Source organism: Corallibacter vietnamensis (assembly GCF_039537875.1).
GTDB classification, from domain to species: domain Bacteria; phylum Bacteroidota; class Bacteroidia; order Flavobacteriales; family Flavobacteriaceae; genus Corallibacter; species Corallibacter vietnamensis.
In genome coordinates this window covers 1,766,646-1,787,913 of record NZ_BAABBI010000001.1, presented here as the reverse complement: position 1 = coordinate 1,787,913, position 21,268 = coordinate 1,766,646, and the positions used below count along the sequence as shown (strand labels likewise).

17 protein-coding genes are annotated in these 21,268 nt (G+C 32.7%); 4 read left to right on the top strand and 13 right to left on the bottom strand.

The features are described from left to right. Positions 1-12: 12 nt before the first annotated feature. The 7 genes from ABD690_RS08255 to ABD690_RS08225 all read right to left on the bottom strand — a co-directional run bounded on the left by ABD690_RS08255 (position 13) and on the right by ABD690_RS08225 (position 11,482). On the bottom strand, positions 13-693 hold the full coding sequence (locus ABD690_RS08255; protein WP_344729206.1) for a Crp/Fnr family transcriptional regulator: 681 nt from the start codon (positions 691-693) through the stop codon (positions 13-15). Positions 694-817: 124 nt separating this feature from the next. After that, positions 818-3,079 (bottom strand): aconitate hydratase, encoded by a 2,262-nt coding sequence (locus ABD690_RS08250; RefSeq protein ID WP_344729204.1) that lies wholly within the window; start codon positions 3,077-3,079, stop codon positions 818-820. A gap of 194 nt (positions 3,080-3,273) precedes the next feature. Further along, entirely contained in the window at positions 3,274-6,054 is a 2,781-nt protein-coding gene (locus ABD690_RS08245) for a bifunctional aconitate hydratase 2/2-methylisocitrate dehydratase (protein ID WP_344729202.1), read from the bottom strand. A 237-nt stretch (positions 6,055-6,291) separates the two neighbouring features. Further along, entirely contained in the window at positions 6,292-7,245 is a 954-nt protein-coding gene (locus ABD690_RS08240; RefSeq protein ID WP_344729200.1) for an AAA family ATPase, read from the bottom strand. Between the two features lie 8 nt (positions 7,246-7,253). Next, a complete protein-coding gene (locus ABD690_RS08235; protein WP_344729198.1) occupies positions 7,254-8,708 on the bottom strand; it encodes a peptidylprolyl isomerase in 1,455 nt (484 codons plus the stop codon). After that, a complete protein-coding gene (locus ABD690_RS08230) occupies positions 8,671-9,528 on the bottom strand; it encodes a peptidyl-prolyl cis-trans isomerase (RefSeq protein WP_344729196.1) in 858 nt (285 codons plus the stop codon). Before ABD690_RS08230 ends, ABD690_RS08235 begins: the two co-directional genes overlap by 38 nt. 1 nt (position 9,529) lies before the next feature. Continuing rightward, positions 9,530-11,482, bottom strand: coding sequence for a peptidylprolyl isomerase (locus ABD690_RS08225; protein ID WP_344729194.1), 1,953 nt, complete (start codon positions 11,480-11,482; stop codon positions 9,530-9,532). 142 nt (positions 11,483-11,624) lie between these two features. On the opposite strand from ABD690_RS08225, the gene ABD690_RS08220 reads away from it, so the two are divergent. The 3 genes from ABD690_RS08220 to ABD690_RS08210 are packed head-to-tail and all read left to right on the top strand — an operon-like array spanning position 11,625 to position 12,622. Further along, the gene (locus ABD690_RS08220) at positions 11,625-12,080 is read left to right on the top strand and encodes an SRPBCC family protein (RefSeq protein WP_344729192.1); all 456 of its coding nucleotides are present in this window, start codon (positions 11,625-11,627) and stop codon (positions 12,078-12,080) included. After that, the gene (locus tag ABD690_RS08215; protein ID WP_344729190.1) at positions 12,073-12,315 is read left to right on the top strand and encodes a hypothetical protein; all 243 of its coding nucleotides are present in this window, start codon (positions 12,073-12,075) and stop codon (positions 12,313-12,315) included. The genes ABD690_RS08220 and ABD690_RS08215 overlap by 8 nt, the downstream gene beginning before the upstream one ends. A 4-nt stretch (positions 12,316-12,319) precedes the next feature. After that, a complete protein-coding gene (locus ABD690_RS08210) occupies positions 12,320-12,622 on the top strand; it encodes a DUF3784 domain-containing protein (protein ID WP_344729188.1) in 303 nt (100 codons plus the stop codon). Here ABD690_RS08210 and guaB read toward each other — a convergent pair whose 3' ends face one another. The 5 genes from guaB to ABD690_RS08185 all read right to left on the bottom strand — a co-directional run bounded on the left by guaB (position 12,623) and on the right by ABD690_RS08185 (position 17,437). Next, on the bottom strand, positions 12,623-14,095 hold the full coding sequence (gene guaB / locus ABD690_RS08205; RefSeq protein WP_344729186.1) for an IMP dehydrogenase: 1,473 nt from the start codon (positions 14,093-14,095) through the stop codon (positions 12,623-12,625). It abuts the gene before it with no gap. Between the two features lie 73 nt (positions 14,096-14,168). After that, positions 14,169-14,870, bottom strand: coding sequence for an Insecticidal toxin complex protein (locus tag ABD690_RS08200; protein WP_344729184.1), 702 nt, complete (start codon positions 14,868-14,870; stop codon positions 14,169-14,171). Between the two features lie 15 nt (positions 14,871-14,885). Beyond that, a complete protein-coding gene (locus ABD690_RS08195) occupies positions 14,886-15,749 on the bottom strand; it encodes a hydroxymethylglutaryl-CoA lyase (protein ID WP_344729182.1) in 864 nt (287 codons plus the stop codon). 51 nt (positions 15,750-15,800) lie between these two features. Beyond that, complete coding sequence (locus ABD690_RS08190) at positions 15,801-16,418, bottom strand: LysE family translocator (RefSeq protein ID WP_344729322.1); 618 nt, start codon at positions 16,416-16,418, stop codon at positions 15,801-15,803. 2 nt (positions 16,419-16,420) lie between these two features. Beyond that, positions 16,421-17,437 carry a quinone-dependent dihydroorotate dehydrogenase gene (locus tag ABD690_RS08185; RefSeq protein WP_344729320.1) on the bottom strand — a complete coding sequence of 339 codons (1,017 nt, stop codon included), beginning with the start codon at positions 17,435-17,437 and terminating at the stop codon, positions 16,421-16,423. A gap of 122 nt (positions 17,438-17,559) precedes the next feature. On the opposite strand from ABD690_RS08185, the gene pepT reads away from it, so the two are divergent. Next, positions 17,560-18,804 (top strand): peptidase T, encoded by a 1,245-nt coding sequence (pepT, locus tag ABD690_RS08180; protein ID WP_344729180.1) that lies wholly within the window; start codon positions 17,560-17,562, stop codon positions 18,802-18,804. A 66-nt stretch (positions 18,805-18,870) separates the two neighbouring features. Here the strand turns inward: pepT and ABD690_RS08175 are convergent, their stop codons facing one another. Continuing rightward, positions 18,871-21,258 carry a TonB-dependent siderophore receptor gene (locus ABD690_RS08175; RefSeq protein ID WP_344729178.1) on the bottom strand — a complete coding sequence of 796 codons (2,388 nt, stop codon included), beginning with the start codon at positions 21,256-21,258 and terminating at the stop codon, positions 18,871-18,873. Between the last annotated feature and the right edge of the window lie 10 nt (positions 21,259-21,268).

The following is a 21,268-nucleotide window of genomic DNA, read 5'->3' as shown; positions in this document are numbered from 1 at the left end:
TAAAAATGTTAGCTAACTAACATTACGCATTTTTTTTAAAATTCTGATTTCTTTCCTGTTGAAATCAATAATATGAGCATCTTTTAATTCGTTCATTAAAATATTTAGTGTTGGTCTAGATGTTCCTATTAAAGAAGCAATATCCTTTTGAGTATATGGATGTTTTATAATTTGATTTCCTGTTTCTTCACAATTATAACCATACTCTGTACATAATTCATTTAAAAACTCTAAAAGTCTCGTTTTTGAGTCTTTAAAAAGTAGTAATTGTAATCGCCTTTCTAACTTTTTAAACTTAAAGCCTATAAACTTGTATATTTTAAAACTAAATGTTTGATTATCTCTCATTAATTCGTGCATGGTATTTACACCTATAGGACATATTGATGTATTATTATCCAGTGATTGAGCAAATTCGTCTCGCTTTTCTACGCCTAGAATGGCTTTTTCTCCAAAGAGCTCACCTTTTGTTAAAATTGCTTTAGTTACCTCTGTACCATCATCATTATAGTAACCAATTTTAACCTTTCCTTTTTCTATGAGATATACTTTATTTGCAGAGTCTTCTTCAAAATAAATGTAATCTTTCTTTTTATAAGCATCAAAAGTGTGTTGTTTTTTGTAGGTTTTAAATTTGTGAGGGCATAAGACTGTAAAAAGATTTACATCTTCAAAAAACCAAAGAGATTTCATTTTTAAGAGTTTTTGTTAGCTATATAAACTGTCGCTAAATAGAAAAACGCCTTACAATTTATGCAATAAAAAAAGCCCTTAATCTAAGGGCTTTTTCATTATTATCCTCTTATATATTAAGATATTAAGCATTTTCAGCAGCAATTAAATTTAGTGCCGAACCTGCTTTGTACCATGCTATTTGAGCATCATTATAAGTATGATTAACTTTTATTTCATCTTTACTACCATCTGCATGAACCAGCTCTATTGTTAGAGGTTTATCTGGTGCAAATTCATTAAGGTCTAAAAAGTTGAATGTATCGTCTTCTTGAATTAGATCGTAATCATTTTCATTGACAAAAGTTAGACCTAATAATCCTTGTTTTTTAAGATTTGTTTCATGAATACGAGCAAATGATTTAACAATTACAGCGGCAACACCTAAATGTCTAGGCTCCATAGCTGCATGCTCTCTTGATGACCCTTCGCCATAATTATGATCACCTACAACTACAGATTTTACACCTGCTGCTTTGTAAGCTCTTGCCGTATCAGGAACACCTTCATATTCACCAGATAACTGATTCTTGACAAAATTTGTTTTCTTACCAAAGGCATTTACAGCACCTATCAAACAGTTATTAGAAATGTTATCTAAATGCCCTCTAAAACGTAACCATGGTCCTGCCATACTAATATGATCTGTAGTACATTTTCCAAAAGCTTTTATCAACAGCTTCGCGCCTTTTATTTCATCACCAATTGGTTCAAAAGGTGTTAGTAATTGTAAGCGTTCTGATTTAGGATTTACTGTAACTGTAACACCACTACCATCTTCTAATGGCTCAACATAACCAGCATCTTCCACCTCAAAACCTTGTGGTGGTAACTCTATTCCTTGTGGCTCATCTAGTTTTACTTCTTCTCCATCTTCATTAATTAATGTGTCATGCATTGGGTCAAAATCTAAACGTCCAGAAATTGCAATTGCAGCAACCATTTCTGGAGAACCAACAAAGGCATGCGTATTAGGGTTTCCATCTGCTCTTTTTGAGAAGTTTCTATTAAATGAATGTACAATGGTGTTTTTTTCTTCTCCTTTTAAATCACTTCTATCCCATTGTCCTATACATGGTCCACAAGCATTTGTAAATATAGTTGCATCAAGATCTTCAAAAATCTTTAAAATACCGTCACGTTCTGCTGTATAACGAATTTGCTCTGATCCTGGATTAATACCAAAATCAGCTCTTGATTTAATTTTTTTATCTACCGCCTGTTTTGCTATAGATGCTGCACGCGTTAAATCTTCATAAGAAGAATTGGTACAAGATCCTATTAATCCCCAATCAACTTTTATTGGCCAATCATTTTCTTTTGCTTTCTTACCTAATTCACCAACTGGTGTTGCTAAATCTGGTGTGAAAGGTCCATTTAAATGTGGTCTTAATGTATCTAAATCTATTTCAATAACTTGATCAAAATATGATTCAGGATTAGAATAAACTTCATTATCTCCAGTTAAGTACTCACGAATTTCATTAGCTGCATCTGCAATATCACTTCTATCTGTTGCTCGTAAATAACGCTCCATTGAATCATCATATCCAAATGTTGATGTTGTTGCTCCTATTTCGGCTCCCATATTACAGATAGTTCCTTTTCCTGTACACGATAAGTTTTTTGCTCCCGGCCCAAAGTATTCAACAATAGCTCCTGTTCCTCCTTTTACCGTGAGAATACCAGCTACTTTTAGAATAACGTCTTTAGCAGAAGTCCAACCGTTTAAGCTTCCTGTTAACTTAACACCTATGAGTTTTGGAAATTTCAACTCCCAAGGCATACCTGCCATAACATCTACAGCATCAGCACCTCCTACTCCAATAGCAACCATTCCTAAACCACCAGCATTAACTGTATGAGAATCGGTACCAATCATCATACCTCCTGGAAACGCATAATTTTCTAACACCACTTGATGAATAATTCCTGCTCCTGGTTTCCAAAAGCCAATACCATATTTATTAGATACTGAAGCCAAGAAATCAAATACTTCATTACTTGTTTCATTTGCTCTTTTTAAATCAGGTGCAGCACCTTGCTTTGCTTGAATTAAATGGTCACAATGCACCGTTGTTGGCACTGCTACTTTTGCTTTACCTGCTTGCATAAACTGCAACAAAGCCATTTGTGCTGTTGCATCCTGACACGCTATTCTATCTGGTGCAAAATCTACATAATCCTTGCCTCTAACAAAAGCTTTTTCCGGATTACCATCCCAAAGATGTGCGTATAAAATCTTTTCTGAAAGTGTTAATGGTTTACCTACAACCTTTCGCGCTTTATCAACACGTTCTGCCATTTTAGAGTAAACGTTTTTTATCATTTCAATGTCAAATGCCATATGATTAGTTTTTTGTTTTTTTATGTATTAAATTTATTAAAAAAAAGCGATAAAGTACTGTATATACTATGATATCACTGTAATTTAGACTTGTTATAAGTTACTAAAATATAACTCATACTATCATAAAAAAAGGTTAATAAAAAAGCCCGAATTAAAAAATTCGGGCTTTTCATTATAAATTATTAAGACTTTTATGCCATTACTAATTGTTTTTGAGATGGCTTAAACTTGGTTAATACGATACCATCTACTGCAGCTTCGTATTCTTCCATAGTTGGTGTACGACCAAGAATAGTTGATAATACTACAACTGGTGTTGATGATAATAATGATTCTCCTTTTTTACCATCGGCATCTTTTACAACACGACCTTGGAATAAACGTGTAGATGTAGCCATTACTGTATCTCCAGGTTCAGCTTTTTCTTGATTACCCATACAAAGGTTACAACCAGGACGCTCTAAATACAACATGTTTTCGTATTTAGTACGTGCAGCTGCTTTTGGTGCGTCGTCGTTAAACTCGAATCCTGAGTATTTTTGTAATACTTCCCAATCACCTTCAGCTTTTAATTCATCAACAATATTGTATGTTGGTGGCGCTACAACTAATGGCGCTTTAAATTCTACTTTACCGTGTTGAGCTTCGATGTTTTTTAGCATTTGTGCTAAAATTTTCATATCTCCTTTATGTACCATACAAGATCCAACGAAACCTAAATCTACTTTTTTAGTTCCGCCATAGTATGATAATGGACGAATAGTATCGTGTGTATAACGTCTTGAAGGATCTTCGTTGTTTACATCTGGATCTGCGATCATTGGTTCTGCGATTTCATCTAAATCGATAACCACTTCTGCATAATATTTAGCATCTGCATCTGGCTTTAATGCTGGCTTAGAACCAGATTTAAGCTCTTCTATTCTGTTGTTTGCTTTATCTACTAAACCTTGTAACATTTGCTTTTCGTTATCCATACCCTTTTTAATCATGATTTGGATACGATCTCTAGCAATTTCTAAAGACTCGATTAACGTTTCTTCTTCAGAAATACAGATAGACGCTTTCGCTTTCATCTCTGCAGTCCAATCTGTAAATGTAAAGGCTTGATCTGATGTTAATGTACCAATGTGTACTTCGATAACACGACCTTGGAATACGTTTTCGCCATCAAATTGCTTTAACATTTGTTGTTGCGTTGCATGTACCACATCACGGAAATCCATGAAGCTTCTCATGTTACCTTTAAACGTTACTTTTACAGACTCTGGAATTGGCATTGTTGCTTCACCAGTTGCTAAAGCTAATGCTACCGTACCTGAATCGGCACCAAAAGCAACACCTTTAGACATACGCGTATGCGAATCTCCACCAATAATGATATCCCAATCGTCTACGGTAATATCGTTTAATACTTTATGAATTACGTCTGTCATTGCGTGATAATGACCTTTAGGATCACGACCAGTAATCAAACCGAAATCGTTCATAAATTTCATTAAACGCGGAATGTTAGCTTTTGATTTATCATCCCAAACTGAAGCTGTATGACAACCAGATTGGTAACCAGCATCTACAATTGGTGAAATTACCGTTGCTGCCATCATTTCTAATTCTTGAGACGTCATTAAACCTGTAGTATCTTGAGAACCTACAATGTTTACTTCTACACGAACGTTAGATCCAGCGTGTAATGTTTTTCCTGGTGTCGTACCAACAGCGTTTTTATTAAAGATTTTTTCTACTGCTGTTAATCCTTGGTTTTCTACAGTAATTTCTTTAGATGCTGCGTACACTTGAGGAATTTCGATACCTAAAGCTTTACAAGCAAAGGTTTGTAATTTTTTACCAAAAACCACAGCGTAAGATCCACCAGCTTTGATAAACTCCATTTTTTGTGGTGTTAATGCTGTAGAAATATCTTTAAGCTCTTGGTCTCCGTTATATAATTTTTTCTCTTTTGTATTAATTGTTAAAACCGTACCTGTTTTTACAGAATATACCTCTTTTAAAATAGGTTCGCCATCGGCATCTACAACTGTGTTACCGTTTTCGTCTTTTTGTTTTACCCAATTTTTAAGGTCAATTCCAATTCCTCCAGTTACACCAACTGTAGTTAAGAAGATTGGTGCAATACCATTTGTTCCTGCGATTACAGGTGCAATATTGATAAATGGTACATAAGGTGACGATGGAATTCCTGTCCATAATGCCACGTTATTTACACCAGACATACGAGATGAACCTACACCCATTGTTCCTTTTTCTGCAATAAGCATAATACGCTTATCTGGATGTTGCTCTTTTAAAGCTAACACTTCTTGTTGCATATCTTTGTTATGCTCAAAAATAGATTGACCATGTAACTCACGATCTGATCTTGAGTGCGCATCTGCACCTGGTGATAATAAATCTGTTGAAATATCACCTACACCAGCAACATAAGTTACTACTTGAATTTCTTCTTGAACTTCTGGAAGTTTTATAAAAAATTCTGCTTGCGCATAACTCTCGATTATCTCTTTTGCAATCGCGTTACCAGCTTTCATTGCTTGTTCTAAACGTTCGGTATCTGCTTCGTATAAAAATACTTGTGTTTTTAATACTTTAGCTGCAGCTTCAGCAATTGCTTTATCTTCACCTAAAGCTAAATCTAAAAGTACTTCTACAGAAGGTCCACCTTTCATGTGAGATAATTGCTCGAAAGCAAATTCTGAAGTAATTTCTTCTACTTTAGTTTCTCCTAAAATAATTTCTTTTAAAAAGTCTGCTTTGACACGTGCAGCACTTGTAGTACCTGGTAAAACGTTATATATAAAAAAGTTTAAAGAATCTTTTCTATGCTCGTTATTTTCATCTTTTATTTGCGTTATAATTTCGCTTAATAATTCTGCGCCATCAATAGGCTTTGGATGTAATCCTTGAAGTTTACGAGCTTCAATTTCTTTAAGGTAGTCGTTGTATGTTTGCATAAAAGTTATTTTGCTATTAATAAATAAACTGCCATTATGAAAAATAAAGGCTCACAAAAATACAAATTATAAAGAGTATTTAAAAATATGTAACAAAATAGTAATATCAATGAATAATATTCAATAAAAAAAGATTTTTTGATAATTATTTTACAAAATACTCAATTCTGATGTTTAAAAAATAATAAATTAACAATTAATTACTCTTAAATTATCAATACCACTATTTAGAACGGTTTAAAATAGACTTTCTATGATTTTTTCTATAGAAATTCCTTCGGCTTCAGCCTTATAGTTTTTAATAATTCGGTGTCTAAAAATGCTTGTTGCTACTGCTTGAACATTTTCAATATCAGGAGAGAATTTTCCTTGTGTTGCTGCGTGAGTTTTTGCAGCCAGAATTAAATTTTGGGAAGCTCTAGGACCAGCACCCCAATCTATATATTGTTTTACTAAATCTGATGCTGTTTCAGTATTAGGTCTTGTTTTGCTTGTCATGCGCACAGCATATTCTATTACATTATCTGCTACAGGTATGCGTCTTGTTAGTTGTTGTATCTCAACAATTTCTTTTGCTGTAAACAAAGCATTGATTGTTGGATTGTTTACAGATGTTGTAGACTTTACAACTTCTACCTCTTCTTTAAAGCTAGGGTATTCAAGGTTTACAGAAAACATAAAACGATCTAATTGCGCTTCTGGTAACGGATATGTTCCTTCTTGCTCAATTGGGTTTTGTGTTGCTAAAACAAAATAAGGTAAATTTAGTTTATACTGATGTCCTGCTACAGTAACAGCGCGCTCTTGCATAGCTTCTAATAAAGCAGCTTGCGTTTTTGGAGGTGTTCTGTTAATTTCATCAGCTAAAACTATATTAGAAAATATTGGACCTTTTATAAACTTAAACTGCCTGTTTTCATCTAAAATTTCGCTACCCAATATATCACTAGGCATTAAATCTGGTGTGAATTGAATTCTTTTAAAATCTAATCCTAAAGCTTGAGCAATGGTATTTACCATTAAGGTTTTTGCCAAACCAGGAACACCTACTAAGAGTGCATGACCACCCGAAAAAATAGAAATCAAAATTTGATCTATTATATGATCTTGGCCAATAATGACTTTGGCTATTTCAGATTTTAAAGCTTGGTATTTTTTTACAAATGTTTCAACTGCAGCGACATCAGACATATAATAGTTTATTTTTTTAACCAGTTGTTTGTGAATTCACAATCTCTGTATTCTCCGTTTATTTTAATATAAGTATCTAAAATTTTCTCTGTTTGCCACTTGTCAATAGCTTTAAATCTTTTTTCGTTTAAGGCTAGTTCTTTTATTTTTAAATAGTCTCGAGAATAGTCTGCTACATGCTCATCTACTCTATCTGTTACACGTAAAATTTGAAATTTCACATTACCTGTATGATCTCTGTCGGTTTGTATTAAACTAATTTCTCCTTCTTTTAAGTTTTGAATTTGCCCGTATAACTCTGGGTCCATTTTTGTTAATTCAAAATTGTAATCTTGTGTTACAGGGTTTATCAAGAAACCTCCTTCACTTTTTGTTTCTTTTTCATCGCTATATTCTCTAGCTGCATCTTCAAAAGTAATTTCGCCATCTGTAATACGTTGTCTTACACGCTCAAGTTCTTCTTTAGCTGCTAATACTGCAGATTCTGCTACTTTAGGTATTAATAAAATGTGTCTTACATCATATTCTTGTCCTCTTATTTTTTCTAAAAAGATAATATGATAACCAAAATCTGATTTGAACGGTTCTGATATTTCTCCTTCTTGTAATGAAAAGGCTACATCTCTAAACTCTTTAACCATTCTTGGTTTTTTTCTGTTTAATGTATACAAACCTCCATTAGGAATTGAGGCTTTGTCATCAGAATATAATACAACTTTTGACCTAAAGCTAGATCCGTTTTCAAGAACGTCAACTCTAAATTGTTTAAGCTGGTCTATAACACGTTGTTCTTCTTCTTCAGAAGTTTTTGGCTCTATGACTATTCTTGATACTTTTAGTTCGGTTCCGAAAGTTGGTCGTTGATCTTCAGGGATTCTGTTAAAAAACTGCCTTGTTTCTTCTGGTGTTACTTCAATCTCATCAACAATTTTGTTTTGCATTTCGCTAGCAAGTTTGTTGCTTTTATTGATTTCGTACATTTCCTCTCTGAAACTTCTTTCATCTGGTTTATTATAGAAAGCAAGAAGCTCATCCATACTTTTACCTGATTGTGCTAAAAATTGCTCAACTTGATAATCTACATTGGCACGAATTTCAGCATCTGAAACAACAATACTATCTTGTATTGCATGGTGCGCATACAACTTATCTTCTAAAAGTTTACCAAATAGCTGGCAACGTGTTACACCTTCTATTGATGCTCCTTGAGCTTTTAATTGTAGAATTGTACGATCTATATCTGTGTCTAGAATTACAAAATCACCAACTACAGCAGCAACACCATCTATTTTTTTGGCTCCTACAGTTTTTAAAACACTGTCTGATGTTTTTGTTGCATCTTTTACTTCATCGTTTATAATTTCTTGAGCAGAAAGATTGCTTGACAAACAGCTTATAAGACTTAATGCCATTAAGTGTTTGGTATTAATTATAGATTTCAAATTGTTTATTTTTAATAGCATCTTTAGTTATATCTTTTTCTAATTCTTTTATGAGTTCGAGTTTTCGTTTATTAATAACGATTTGATCTATAGTAGGCTTAACATACTCTAATGGTGCCGTACTATTACGTAATAAAACATCGTTAATTTGCATCAAATATAATCCTAATGAATCTTTGAGTTGTATAAAATTAGATTTTTTTAACAATTCATCTTTATTTTCATTATTAATCACTTGTATTTTACTTATAATTTGGTTTGTTTTTATCCAAATTGAATCGTTAAGTGAGTAGGATTTAAATTGTATTGCAATAGAATCTAGCGTTCTTTTGTCTTTATTATTATAACGCTTGAATTGTTCTTTTACTTGAGAAAAATCTAATCTGTTTTCATCTATATTTATATAACGAAATTTTACTAAATCTTCATTGAGTTTAAAGATTTCTTTGTTTTCGTCATAATAGGCTTTGGCTTCTTCTTGTGTTACAACAGTATCAATACTTCTTGCTACTAAAGCTTCTAGGTAAGCCGTTGCATATAAATCGTTTTTATACTCTTTTGCTAATTTATTAAACTCGTTTTGGGTATTCTCGGCCAAATTACGTTCTGCTCCTGCAACTAATAGCTGTTGTGTAGCCCATCTGTTTATAAAATTAGTAACTTTTACAATACTGTCTTCTTTAGAGATAGCATCCTCTTTAATGAGATCTTTAATATCATCATGATAAAGATAACTCTCATTTACTCTGGCAATAGGAACTCTGTCATCATCCTGTTTATAGAAATATGTACAAGATGTAAGAGATACAAGCGCTAATAATATGTAGTATTTGGGTTGCAATTTATTGTTTATTGATTTGAGTTTTTACTTTTTCTAAAACAGATTCATTTATAGTAACTTGATATTTTTTGTGTAAACCATCAAGCCATAAAGCTTCTTTATAAGATTGGTAATCGCTAATAATATTTCCTTTTGCTTCATCAAAGGTTTTAAGAGTTCTTGGTAAAACCTTATTAACTTTTACTATACTAAAGGCATTGTTGTGCTTGTAAATACCAGATAATCCTTCTTTAAACTCAAATGTTTTTGGTAAGGCTTGGTGTTCTTTATCCATTATTTCTGAAGTAAAAATGACATTAACCTTTCCGTTTGTATTTAAACTTTCTTTTATAGTTTCTGGAGATTCTCCCTTTTTAAGAAGCTTTGCTACTTTTTTTATTGTTTTTTTATCAGCTGAAGAAGCAACCACTGCATCGGCTCTTTTATTCCAATAGTAGTCTTCTTTATGAGCATTGTAATACTCTTGAATTCCCAACGAATCTGTTTTTGAAGTATTCCATATTTGGGTTTCCATTAAATCAAAAAGCAATAAACCATCTCTGTATTCTGAAACTATATTGGCGTAATCTTCATTTTCATTTTCTAAATTTTCCTCACGATATTGTATTAACTCTTGCCCTAAAAAAGCATCATATTTTTCAGCTATAATTTTATTTAAAGGCTCAACTGGTTTGCTTCTTTGTTGTGTTTTTAACAAGTAGTTTCCAAAATCTGCATTAGTGATTTTTTTATCGTTTATAACCGCCAATTGCTCTGTGGCTTTAAAGTTTTCTGGTAAACTCCATGTTCCATTATAATAATCATTGGTTAATATATGCTCAAAATAAGTCAATCCTTCTGGTTTTTGAGAAGGGATTTTATAGTGTTCTTTTAAATCGTTTACAATAGAGGTGTTGATTATTTGAGATCTTGAGTCTCTTTTTACTTTTACTTCAAGTTCAGATTTCATTTCATCAAATGAAGGAACTGGTTTTATATCATAAAGTTTTATAATATGCCAACCAAAAGCTGATTGTATTGGTTTTGATACATCTCCAACATTTTTTAGAGCAAATGCTGCATCTTCAAATTCAGACGAGCTTAATTGTCCTCCACTAAAAGGTGCTAATTTCCCGCCCACTTTTGCAGAACTTGCATCTTCAGAAAATTGCTTTGCTAAAGACTCAAATGCTTCGCCTTGCTTTAATTTTGCATAAATATCATTAATACGGGTTTCTGAACTTTCTAATTTCGGGTCTTTTTTATTACTTATCATAATATGACCAACGGTGCGTTCTCCTCTAGATTCTCGCTTATCAAAAACTTGAACAATGTGATACCCAAATCGAGTTTTAAAAGGCATAGAAATATCTCCTACATTAGTATTATAAGCAGCATTTTCAAACTTATAAACCATTTTAAAGCCATTAAAATACCCTAAATCTTCAGCATAAACAGTTCTACCATTATGAACATCTTGTTTTACTTTATCAAACCCTTCATTTTTAACGCGTTCTCTTAACTCTAAAAGTTGATTATAGGCCTTTATAGTATCTTCTGGTTTGGCAGCTTCATCTAGCCTAATTAATATGTGACTTGCTTTTACTTCTTGCTTTATGCGGTTATATGCCTCACGAACTAAAGCGTCAGTTACTTTATTATCTGTTAAATAATTTTTAGCTAACTGTTTTTTATAGCTTTGTAATTCTATTTTATAAGACGACTTTTCATCTAGTTTTAAGGTTTCAGCTTCTTTTAGTTTCAATTTATAGTTAATAAATAGTTTTAAATACTCATCAACATCTTTTTGAGACTCATCTTTTACTAGGTCTATATTTTTATTAAAAATTCTGACAAATTCATTAACATAAACAGGACTTTCATTTACAGAAAATAATACTTCAGATTTTTTTACTTGCGCATTACCCAAATAAAAGGTTGCTAAAAAAACAAATGCAAAAAAATATTTAACCATTGTGTAATAGAATTTTATTTTTGAATAGAAGCAAAAATAGGAATATTAAACCATAATACAAGTTGCATTAACAAACGCTTATTAAAGTTTTTTAGTATCTTTAATTTTGCATTAACAATAATGCTTTGTAAGACATATAATTATGAAATACACCACTGAAATAATTATAAAACTCTCTTTAAGTGAGTTTATTAAAAAGTTAAACTCACCAGAAAACATGAAACATTGGCAAGAAGGATTAATAGATTATGAGCATATTTCTGGCACACCAGGACAAATAGGCTCTAAAATGAGATTGAATTACAAATTAGGAAACCGTAGTATGGAACTTGTTGAAACAATTTTACACACAAAACTTCCCAATGAATTACATTTAACTTATGATGCTAAAGGCATGCATAACGTACAAGAAAATTATTTTGAAGAGACTTCAGATGGTTTTACAAAATGGACTTCTAAAAGTGAATTTATTCCAACAACATTTATGTTACGAATGGTAACTCTTGTCATACCAAGTGCTTTTAAAAAACAAACTAAAAAATATATGCAAAACTTTAAAAATTTTGCTGAAAATGGAATATCTGTAGCTAATGCGTAAATTGAAACTTATATGGGATTTTCGTGGCCCTGCTGCTTTAAACACTGCAAAACACCATGAAATTCATCTAAAAGATTATATAAAGATTGAAAAAATAGCTTGTAACATCACAGGTTTTGAACCTCTTTCTGAAATGCATGCCATAGCTTACATGGTTGTTGATGAAAGTGATATGAAACCTATTAGAGACGCTTTAAAACCACATAGAGGTCAAGTTTATAACGAAGAAGTGTGATAGTATGATTTTTACCGCAACCTTATTTATACTTATAGGAATAGCTATTAAGCACGGAAAAATGTACAACTTAATAGCTGGCTACAACACTATGTCTCCTGAAGAAAAAGCCAAATACAATATTGAAAAAATAGCGACTTTATTTAGGAATGTTATGATAGCTATGGCAGTAGGAATACTTGTAAGCTATGGTTTTGCTAGTTGGCTTAACATTCCAAAGATAAAAGTCTTTGGAATGTTTGCCTCTATTTTAATTGGACTACCCTATCTTTTAATTATGAGTAATTCTAAAAAGTATAGAAAATAATTATCTAGAATAATTAGGAGCTTCTTTAGTAATAGTTACATCATGTGGGTGGCTTTCATGAATACCACTTGACGTTATTTTCACAAACTTTCCTGTTTCTTTTAAAGTCTCAATATCTTTTGCTCCACAGTATCCCATACCTGCACGTAAACCTCCAATAAATTGGTGAATACTTTCAAATAATTCACCTTTATAAGGAACGCGACCTACAATACCTTCAGGTACTAACTTTTTGATATCATCTTCAACATCTTGAAAATAGCGATCTTTACTACCTTGTTTCATAGCTTCAACAGATCCCATTCCGCGGTAAGATTTAAACTTTCTTCCTTCGTAAATAATCGTTTCTCCTGGACTTTCTTTTGTTCCTGCAAGAAGCGAACCTAACATTACACTATCAGCTCCTGCTGCTATGGCTTTTGGAATATCTCCGGTATAACGAATGCCTCCATCAGCAATTACAGGAACACCAGATCCTTTTATGGCTGCTGCTACTTCAAGAACTGCAGAAAATTGAGGAAATCCTACTCCTGCCACAACACGCGTTGTACAAATAGAACCAGGCCCAATTCCTACTTTTACGGCATCTGCTCCAGCTTCAACTAAATATTTAGCAGCGTCAGCAGTAGCTATATTTCCTACTACAACTTCCAGGTTAGGGAATTTAGATTTTACCTCTTTTAAGACAGCTACAACTCCTTTTGTATGCCCATGAGCTGTGTCAATAATAACAGCATCTACTCCTGCATTAACTAACGCTTCTGCTCTATCAACTGCATCGCCTGTTACGCCTATGGCAGCTGCAACACGTAAACGCCCATATTGATCTTTATTAGCAATAGGCTTTTGTGTTAGTTTTGTAATATCTCTGAAGGTAATTAAACCTATAAGCTTATAGTTATCATCAACAACTGGTAATTTTTCAATTTTATTTTGTTGTAAAATTACTTCAGCATCTTGAAGTGAAGTTCCTTCTCCTGCTGTAACAAGATTTTCTGAAGTCATAACCTCAATTATAGGTCTGCTATTGTTTTTCTCAAAGCGTAAGTCTCTATTTGTAACAATACCTTTTAGAGTTCCTGACTCGTCAACAATAGGAATACCACCAATACTATGTTCAGCCATGTTTTGCTTTGCATCTTGTACGATTGCTGTAAGTGGTAATGTTACAGGGTCTATAATCATACCGCTTTCAGCACGTTTTACTCGACGTACTTTTGTAGCTTGCTGCTCAATAGTCATGTTTTTATGCAAAACACCAATACCACCTTCTCTAGCAATAGCTATTGCCATTCTACTTTCTGTAACCGTATCCATTGCTGCTGATACGATTGGAACATTAAGCGTGATGTTTCTTGTAAATTTTGTTTGAATACTTACTTCGCGTGGTAAAACTTCTGAAAAAGCTGGTACTAAAAGGACATCGTCATAAGTAAGTCCTTCTCCTAGAATTTTATTGTCGTGTGCTGTCATGATGCAATTACAGTTATAATTGCATGCAAATATACGATTTTATATGCTATAATAATTTTAAGTTACTGTAAAATTACTTAAAATATGATTTGCAGTAAATACGCAGTGTGGATAGCGCATACTTATAACGCTCATCTTGATTAGAAATATCACCATGAAATCTAATCGCTTTAGGCACTACTAACTTATAAAACCCTTTTCCTTTTGCCATTCTAGAAATTGTTTTTAGTGTTTTATCGCCTACATCATTATAAATATCTTGAAGCCAATAATATTGTTCTTGATAAAGCATGTTTTTATCCCAATGCAAAGCCTCTTTATCTTTTAAAACGTTACCATAATAAAGCTGATTTAGGTAAGCAAATGCTTCATCAAAAACTGTTACACTTCCTTTATAAGCATACAATTTCACATCTTTTGTAGTAAAAACACTATAGGGAAATGCTTTTGTAAGACGTAGTTTGTTAGAAATATAATACGCCATTTTTGGCCACATTACTTCAAATCCTTTTTCTTCTAAATCTTTATATAGCCACTCATAAAAATCACGTCGCTGTTTTATAGTTTCGTATTCGTGTGGACGATTGTTTTGTAAATTAAAAAGGTTTGCTTTTTGCCAAGTTAGTGTATTTTTTTTCCGATCATGTTTTAACCAATCTGAAGGCTGTAAAGTTGTGAGGCCTGTTTCTTTTTGATATGATCTTAAGCTATTCCATTCTTTAGCAGATACAGAAAAACAACTTGCAAATAACACAAAACAGACAAGGTTTTTCATCACATGTTTTTACTATTAATGGTATGTACTAAAAATTTTTGTTGCTTCGTTATAAGCACTTTCAAAGCTCATCGCTTGCAAATCAGATGCTTTTTTACTTGTCATGTAAGATAATAATTTTTCGGTAGGCATATTACCTGTAAGGTCATCTTTTGCCATTGGGCAACCTCCAAAACCTTGAATTGCACCATCAAAACGCCTACAACCTGCATTGTAAGCTGCATCTACTTTTTCAAACCAAGTAGTTGGTGTTGTATGCAAATGTGCACCAAACTCAACATTAGGGTATTTTGGTATTAAATTAGAAAACAAATAATCAATATTTTCAGGATTTGAGGTTCCTACAGTATCGCTCAATGATAGAATTTTTACTCCCATATTAGCAAGTCGTTCTGTCCACTCACCTACTATTTCTACACTCCAAGGATCTCCGTATGGATTACCAAAGCCCATTGAAATATAAACGACAACTTCTTTATTAGACTTATCAGCTATTTCTAATATTTCTTTTAAAGTTACTACAGACTGCGCTATGGTTTTATGTGTATTACGCATTTGAAAGTTTTCAGAGATAGAAAACGGATATCCCAAATACTGTATTGGCTTATGCTTTGATGCATCTTCAGCTCCTCTAACGTTGGCAATAATTGCTAGTAGCTTACTTTTTGTATTACTTAAATCTAATTGAGATAAAACATTTGCGGTATCTACCATTTGCGGTATCGCTTTTGGTGATACAAAACTTCCAAAGTCTATGGTATCAAAACCAACACGCAATAACGATTGGAGGTATTGTACTTTTTTTTCTGTAGGAATAAAAGCCTTAATGCCTTGCATAGCATCTCTAGGGCATTCAATAATTTTTACTGTGTTGCTCATTACTGCCAAAGATAGTAAAGAAAAACATGAACGAAAACGTTTTCTTTAAAACTAAATTAAAATCAAAATGGCTATTGCAATAAAAACAACAATTTGTAACCATTTTAAAATATCTCCTATGTGTTTGTGCGATTTTATATAACTTGATATATGTCCAGAAAGTATTGCTATAGCTGAAAATACAAGTAATGAAACACCCATAAAAAGAAATCCTAAAACATAAAACTGAATTACTGTACTTAATGTATTACTAAATAAAAACCCCGGAAAAAATGCTAAAAAGAATATGGTTACTTTAGGGTTTAACACATTCATAATAAACCCTTGTTTAAACAACTGTGTTGTTGTTTTTTTAGGAACATTATCATCTGACACTTCTAGGCTACCATCAGATTTATATACTTGATAAGCCAAATACACTAAATACAAAGCACCTAAAAGCTTGATAGCAAAAAACAAACTTTCACTTTGTTTGATAATTGCTGAAACGCCAAAAGCTAAAAATGTTGTGTGTATTACACATCCAGAGATAAGCCCTGCAACAGTTGCTAAACCATACTTTTTGCCATGAGCAACACTTTGTATTAAAACATAAATATTATCAGGTCCTGGCGATATAGCCAAAGCTGCTGTAGCAAAAATAAACGATATGAGTATCTCGTAGTTCAGGTTTATCTTTTTAATAATGCTTTATTGATATCTCGTATCAGTTTAGGCCCTTCATAAATAAAACCTGTATAGAGTTGTACTAAATCTGCACCAGCATCTATTTTCTCTAGCGCATCTTTTGCTGAATGAATTCCTCCAACACCTATAATAGGAAATGCCTTATTACTTTTTTCTGATAAAAATCTAATTACCTCTGTAGACCTGTTTGTTAATGGTTTTCCACTTAAGCCACCAATTTCTTTTTTGTTTTCAGATTTCAAACCTTCTCTAGATATTGTTGTATTGGTTGCTATAACACCATCTATTTTAGTTTCAGCAACAATATCAATAATATCCATTAATTGATCATCACTTAAATCTGGAGCAATTTTTAGCAAAATAGGTTTTGGTGTTTCCTTTTCCGCATTAAGATTTTTTAATGTTTGTAACAACTTTGTTAATGGCTCCTTATCCTGAAGCGCTCTTAAATTAGGTGTATTAGGAGAGCTTACATTTACAACAAAATAATCTACATAATCAAATAAAGCTTCAAAACATATTTTATAATCTTCAACAGCGTGTTCATTAGGTGTTACCTTGTTTTTTCCTATGTTTCCGCCTATTAAAACACCCGAATTATTCTTTAAACGTTCTACAGCTTCAAAAACACCACCATTATTAAACCCCATTCTATTTATTATAGCAGCATCAGCCTTAAGTCTAAACAAACGCTTTTTAGGGTTTCCTGATTGCGGTTTTGGTGTCAATGTTCCTATTTCTACAAAACCAAACCCTAAATTTCCTAACTCATTAAATAGTTTTGCATCCTTATCAAATCCTGCGGCTAATCCTACAGGGTTTTTAAACGTTAATCCAAAAAGTGTTTTTTCTAAACGTTTATCTTTTACCGTATATAAGCTTCTAAAAAGACTCGGCATAAATGGTAATCTATTTAAAAAACGAATAAGAGAAAATGTAAAATAATGAATACGCTCTGGATCAAAAAGAAAGAATACTGGTCTTATAAATAATTTGTACATAATTGGGTTGTGTTGTGGTGCAAAAATAGGATGTATTTCATGAATAATGCTAACATTAGTTTTATAAATTATTGGTATTTTTGAATACATTTATTAACAAATATTGCCTAAAAAAAAGACTAATGATAAATAAACAAGAGATAATAGACCGATTTATAAGCTATGTAACTGTTGATACAGAAGCAGACCCAAACTCTGAAACAACGCCTAGCTCTGCCAAGCAATGGGATTTAGCTCGCGCTTTAACCAAAGAGCTTATTGCTATAGGCATGAAAGATGTTACCATAGATAATAATGCTTACATTATGGCTACACTACCTAGTAATGTAGATCACAAAGTACCTGCAATTGGATTTATTTCACACTTTGATACAACACCAGATTTTACAGGAGCTAATGTTAAACCTCAAATTATTGAAGATTATGATGGGAAAGACATTGTGTTAAATGCCGAAGAGGATATTATATTATCTCCTGATTATTTTGAAGACTTGCTTTTATACAAAGGCCAAACCATTATTACAACAGACGGAACTACACTTTTAGGTGCTGATGACAAGGCTGGTATTGCTGAAATAATTACCGCTATGAAATACCTCATAGACCACCCTGAAATAAAACATGGTGACATAAAAGTTGGTTTTACACCTGACGAAGAAATAGGTCGTGGTGCACACAAATTTGATGTAGAAAAGTTTGGTGCTGATTGGGCTTACACCATGGATGGCAGCCAAATAGGAGAATTAGAATACGAGAATTTTAATGCCGCTGGTGCAGTGGTCACTATAAAAGGGAAGATAGTACACCCTGGTTACGCAAAAGGCAAAATGGTAAATTCTATGTACATTGCTACAGAGTTTATAAATTCACTACCAAGACTTGAAACACCAGAACACACTGAAGGCTACGAAGGCTTTTTCCATTTATGTGCTATTAATGGCGAAGTAGATAAAACAACACTAGAGTATATAATTCGTGACCATGATAAAGAACATTTTGAAGCTAGAAAAGAAGTTATGCAAAAACTAGCTTTTGAATTAAACTCTCAATACGAACGTGAAGTAATTACAATAGACATAAAGGATCAGTACTTTAATATGAAAGAGAAAGTAGAACCTGTAATACATATTGTTGACATTGCTGAAGAAGCCATGAAACAATTAGATATTAAACCACTTATTAAAGCTATACGTGGTGGTACTGATGGTTCTCAATTAAGCTACATGGGGCTACCTTGTCCTAATATTTTTGCTGGCGGACATAATTTTCATGGACGATATGAATATGTGCCTGTAGAAAGCATGATAAAAGCTACAGAAGTAATATGTAAAATAGCTGAACTTACTGCTGAAAAATATAAAAAATAATCACTTTTATATATCATAAAAAAAGCCGCTCTGATGAGCGGCTTTTTTTATGACTAATTATTTAATTTAAAATGTGTATGTAAGCACACCTGCAAAATTGCGTGGATCTGTTTGGTTTATATAGCGTGTTCTATATGCATTATAGCCTATTTCATCAAATATATTATTTAGTAATACTCTAAAATTCCAATTGTCATTAAAGCGATAAGCAACTTGAGCATTTACTAATGTGTAGGCATCAACTTCAAATGGCTTCTGGTTAGGAACAATACCTTCGTGTGTTACTGCTCCTGCGCTCCAGTCATTTATTGGTCTTTTTCCTGTGTAGTATGCTCCTGCTCCTACAGATAAACCTTTAAGAGCATTATTAAAACTATAATTTACATAAGTATTAAAAGTGTGAGATGGTGTATTTAATGGTGCTGACCCATATACAAACGATGTATGCTCCTTATATTGTGCATCAATATATGAATACCCAGTAATAACTTCTAGGTTTTCTAAAATGCGCCCACTTAACTCAATTTCTACACCTTTACGTTCATCGTTTCCGCCTTTTTGGTAAAAACCAGTTGCTACCCAGTTTTCATCATAAACAGGTAAATTAATATCTTTATTATTTATTTTAAAGAAAGTAAAATTAAAACGCAGTCTACTATCAAACCAATTTGTTTTTATACCTGCTTCTATTTGGTCAAATCGTTCATTCCCTAATTCTTCACCATTGATATCTAATCGAGTAGCTGTACGTGGGTTAGAACTATTGGTATAAGAAGCAAAGACATTAATATTCTCTATTGGAGTTATAATGACTCCTGCTAAAGGGTTGAAAGCATCACTCTCTGTTGTTTGTGTATCAGCATCAGTTTGAGTTTTACTATATCGAATTCCTAAAAAGGTTTTTAACCACTTGTTAAAAGTTACAACGTCTTGCGCCACAAAACCTATAGCTCGTGAACTTGCTCCACCTATATTTGGGTCTCCAAAGTTTAACTCGCTATTCCCTGGTAATATTCTAGTGTTTGGAGCAAATACATTTATAACATCAACTGAAGAAGCGCTTCTTGAGTATGTATCATACGTTGTGGTTCTATAATCAAAACCTACTTGAAATGTATGAGAGATACGGCCTGTTTTTACTTCTTCTCCAACTACATCAAACTGCAATACAGCATTATTATCCTTTCTTGTAGATATTGCATAGCCTCTTGATCTTAAATTATAAATAGGGTCTCCTGTTATATCATCTACAATTACTCTTCCCAAACTTGCTCCTTTATCATCTAACTCTAGGTTAGACTTGTAAAAGGCAGCCTTTAAGCTTAATTTATCATTTAACTGTCTATTAAATCGAATAGAATATGTTGTGTTTTTTGTTAATGATTTATCATTTTCAAAGCCTAAAAATTGATTGTACGGTAAATCATAAATAGCTTTTGTATCGTTTTCAGCTAAATTTACAGTTCCAACATCTGGTGTACGACTATCATCAAAGTAATCCATTTCTAATGTTAGTGTAGACTTGTCATCAATCTTCCATTCTAATGAAGGATTTATATAAAAACGCTCTGAAGATATACCTGTTCTATAACCATCGGCGCGTTCTAATGCTCCATTTATTCTAAAGGCAACATTTTCGGTCTCTGTTAATGGGCCGTAAACATCAAAGGTTGCACGACCTTGACCAAAACTTCCAACTCTTAAAGATGCATTACCACCAAAATGATATTTAGGTGTTTTTGTAACAATATTAATAACGCCACCTGGACTTCCTAAATCTGTTGCTACTCCTTGTGTTATAGCTGAAGATCCTTTTAAAACCTGTATGTTATCAACACCTTGCATATCGGTTAAAATTCCTGTTCCTCTAAAATCTGAATGAACTCGAACACCATTTTTAAGAATTGGAATTCCTCTAAAACCACGAGATGACATACTTTCTCGTTTATTTCCATAAGTTGCAAAAGTATACACGCCTGGTACATTTTTGGTTGCATCTGATATTGTTAAGTTACCTTGCTGAGTTATTAACTTATCAGAAATAATGGAAACACTTTGAATTTGTTCATAGGGCTCTAATGGTAATCTGGTAATAGCCTCTATTTTATCTGGATGTTTATATCTATTACCAAAAACTTCAACTTCATCAAGTTCTGCGTCATTTGTTAATTGAAAAGTCAAGTTTAAAACTTCATTATTTTTCACATAAACATCTTTGAATAATGTTTTAAAGCCTACAAATGATATTGTAATTGTATAAGCACCAGGTGTTATACCCTCTAATTCAAAATAGCCATTTTCATTTGTTGAAGTTCCAGTATTTGTACCTTGCAATAATACATTAGCATTAGCAACTGATTTGCTGTTTTCATCAACAACGGTTCCAGTAATTTTTGTTTGAGCGAAAGTAAACTGGCAAGCAATCAAAAATAGTAAGTATAGTATTTTTTTCATTATAGCGGTA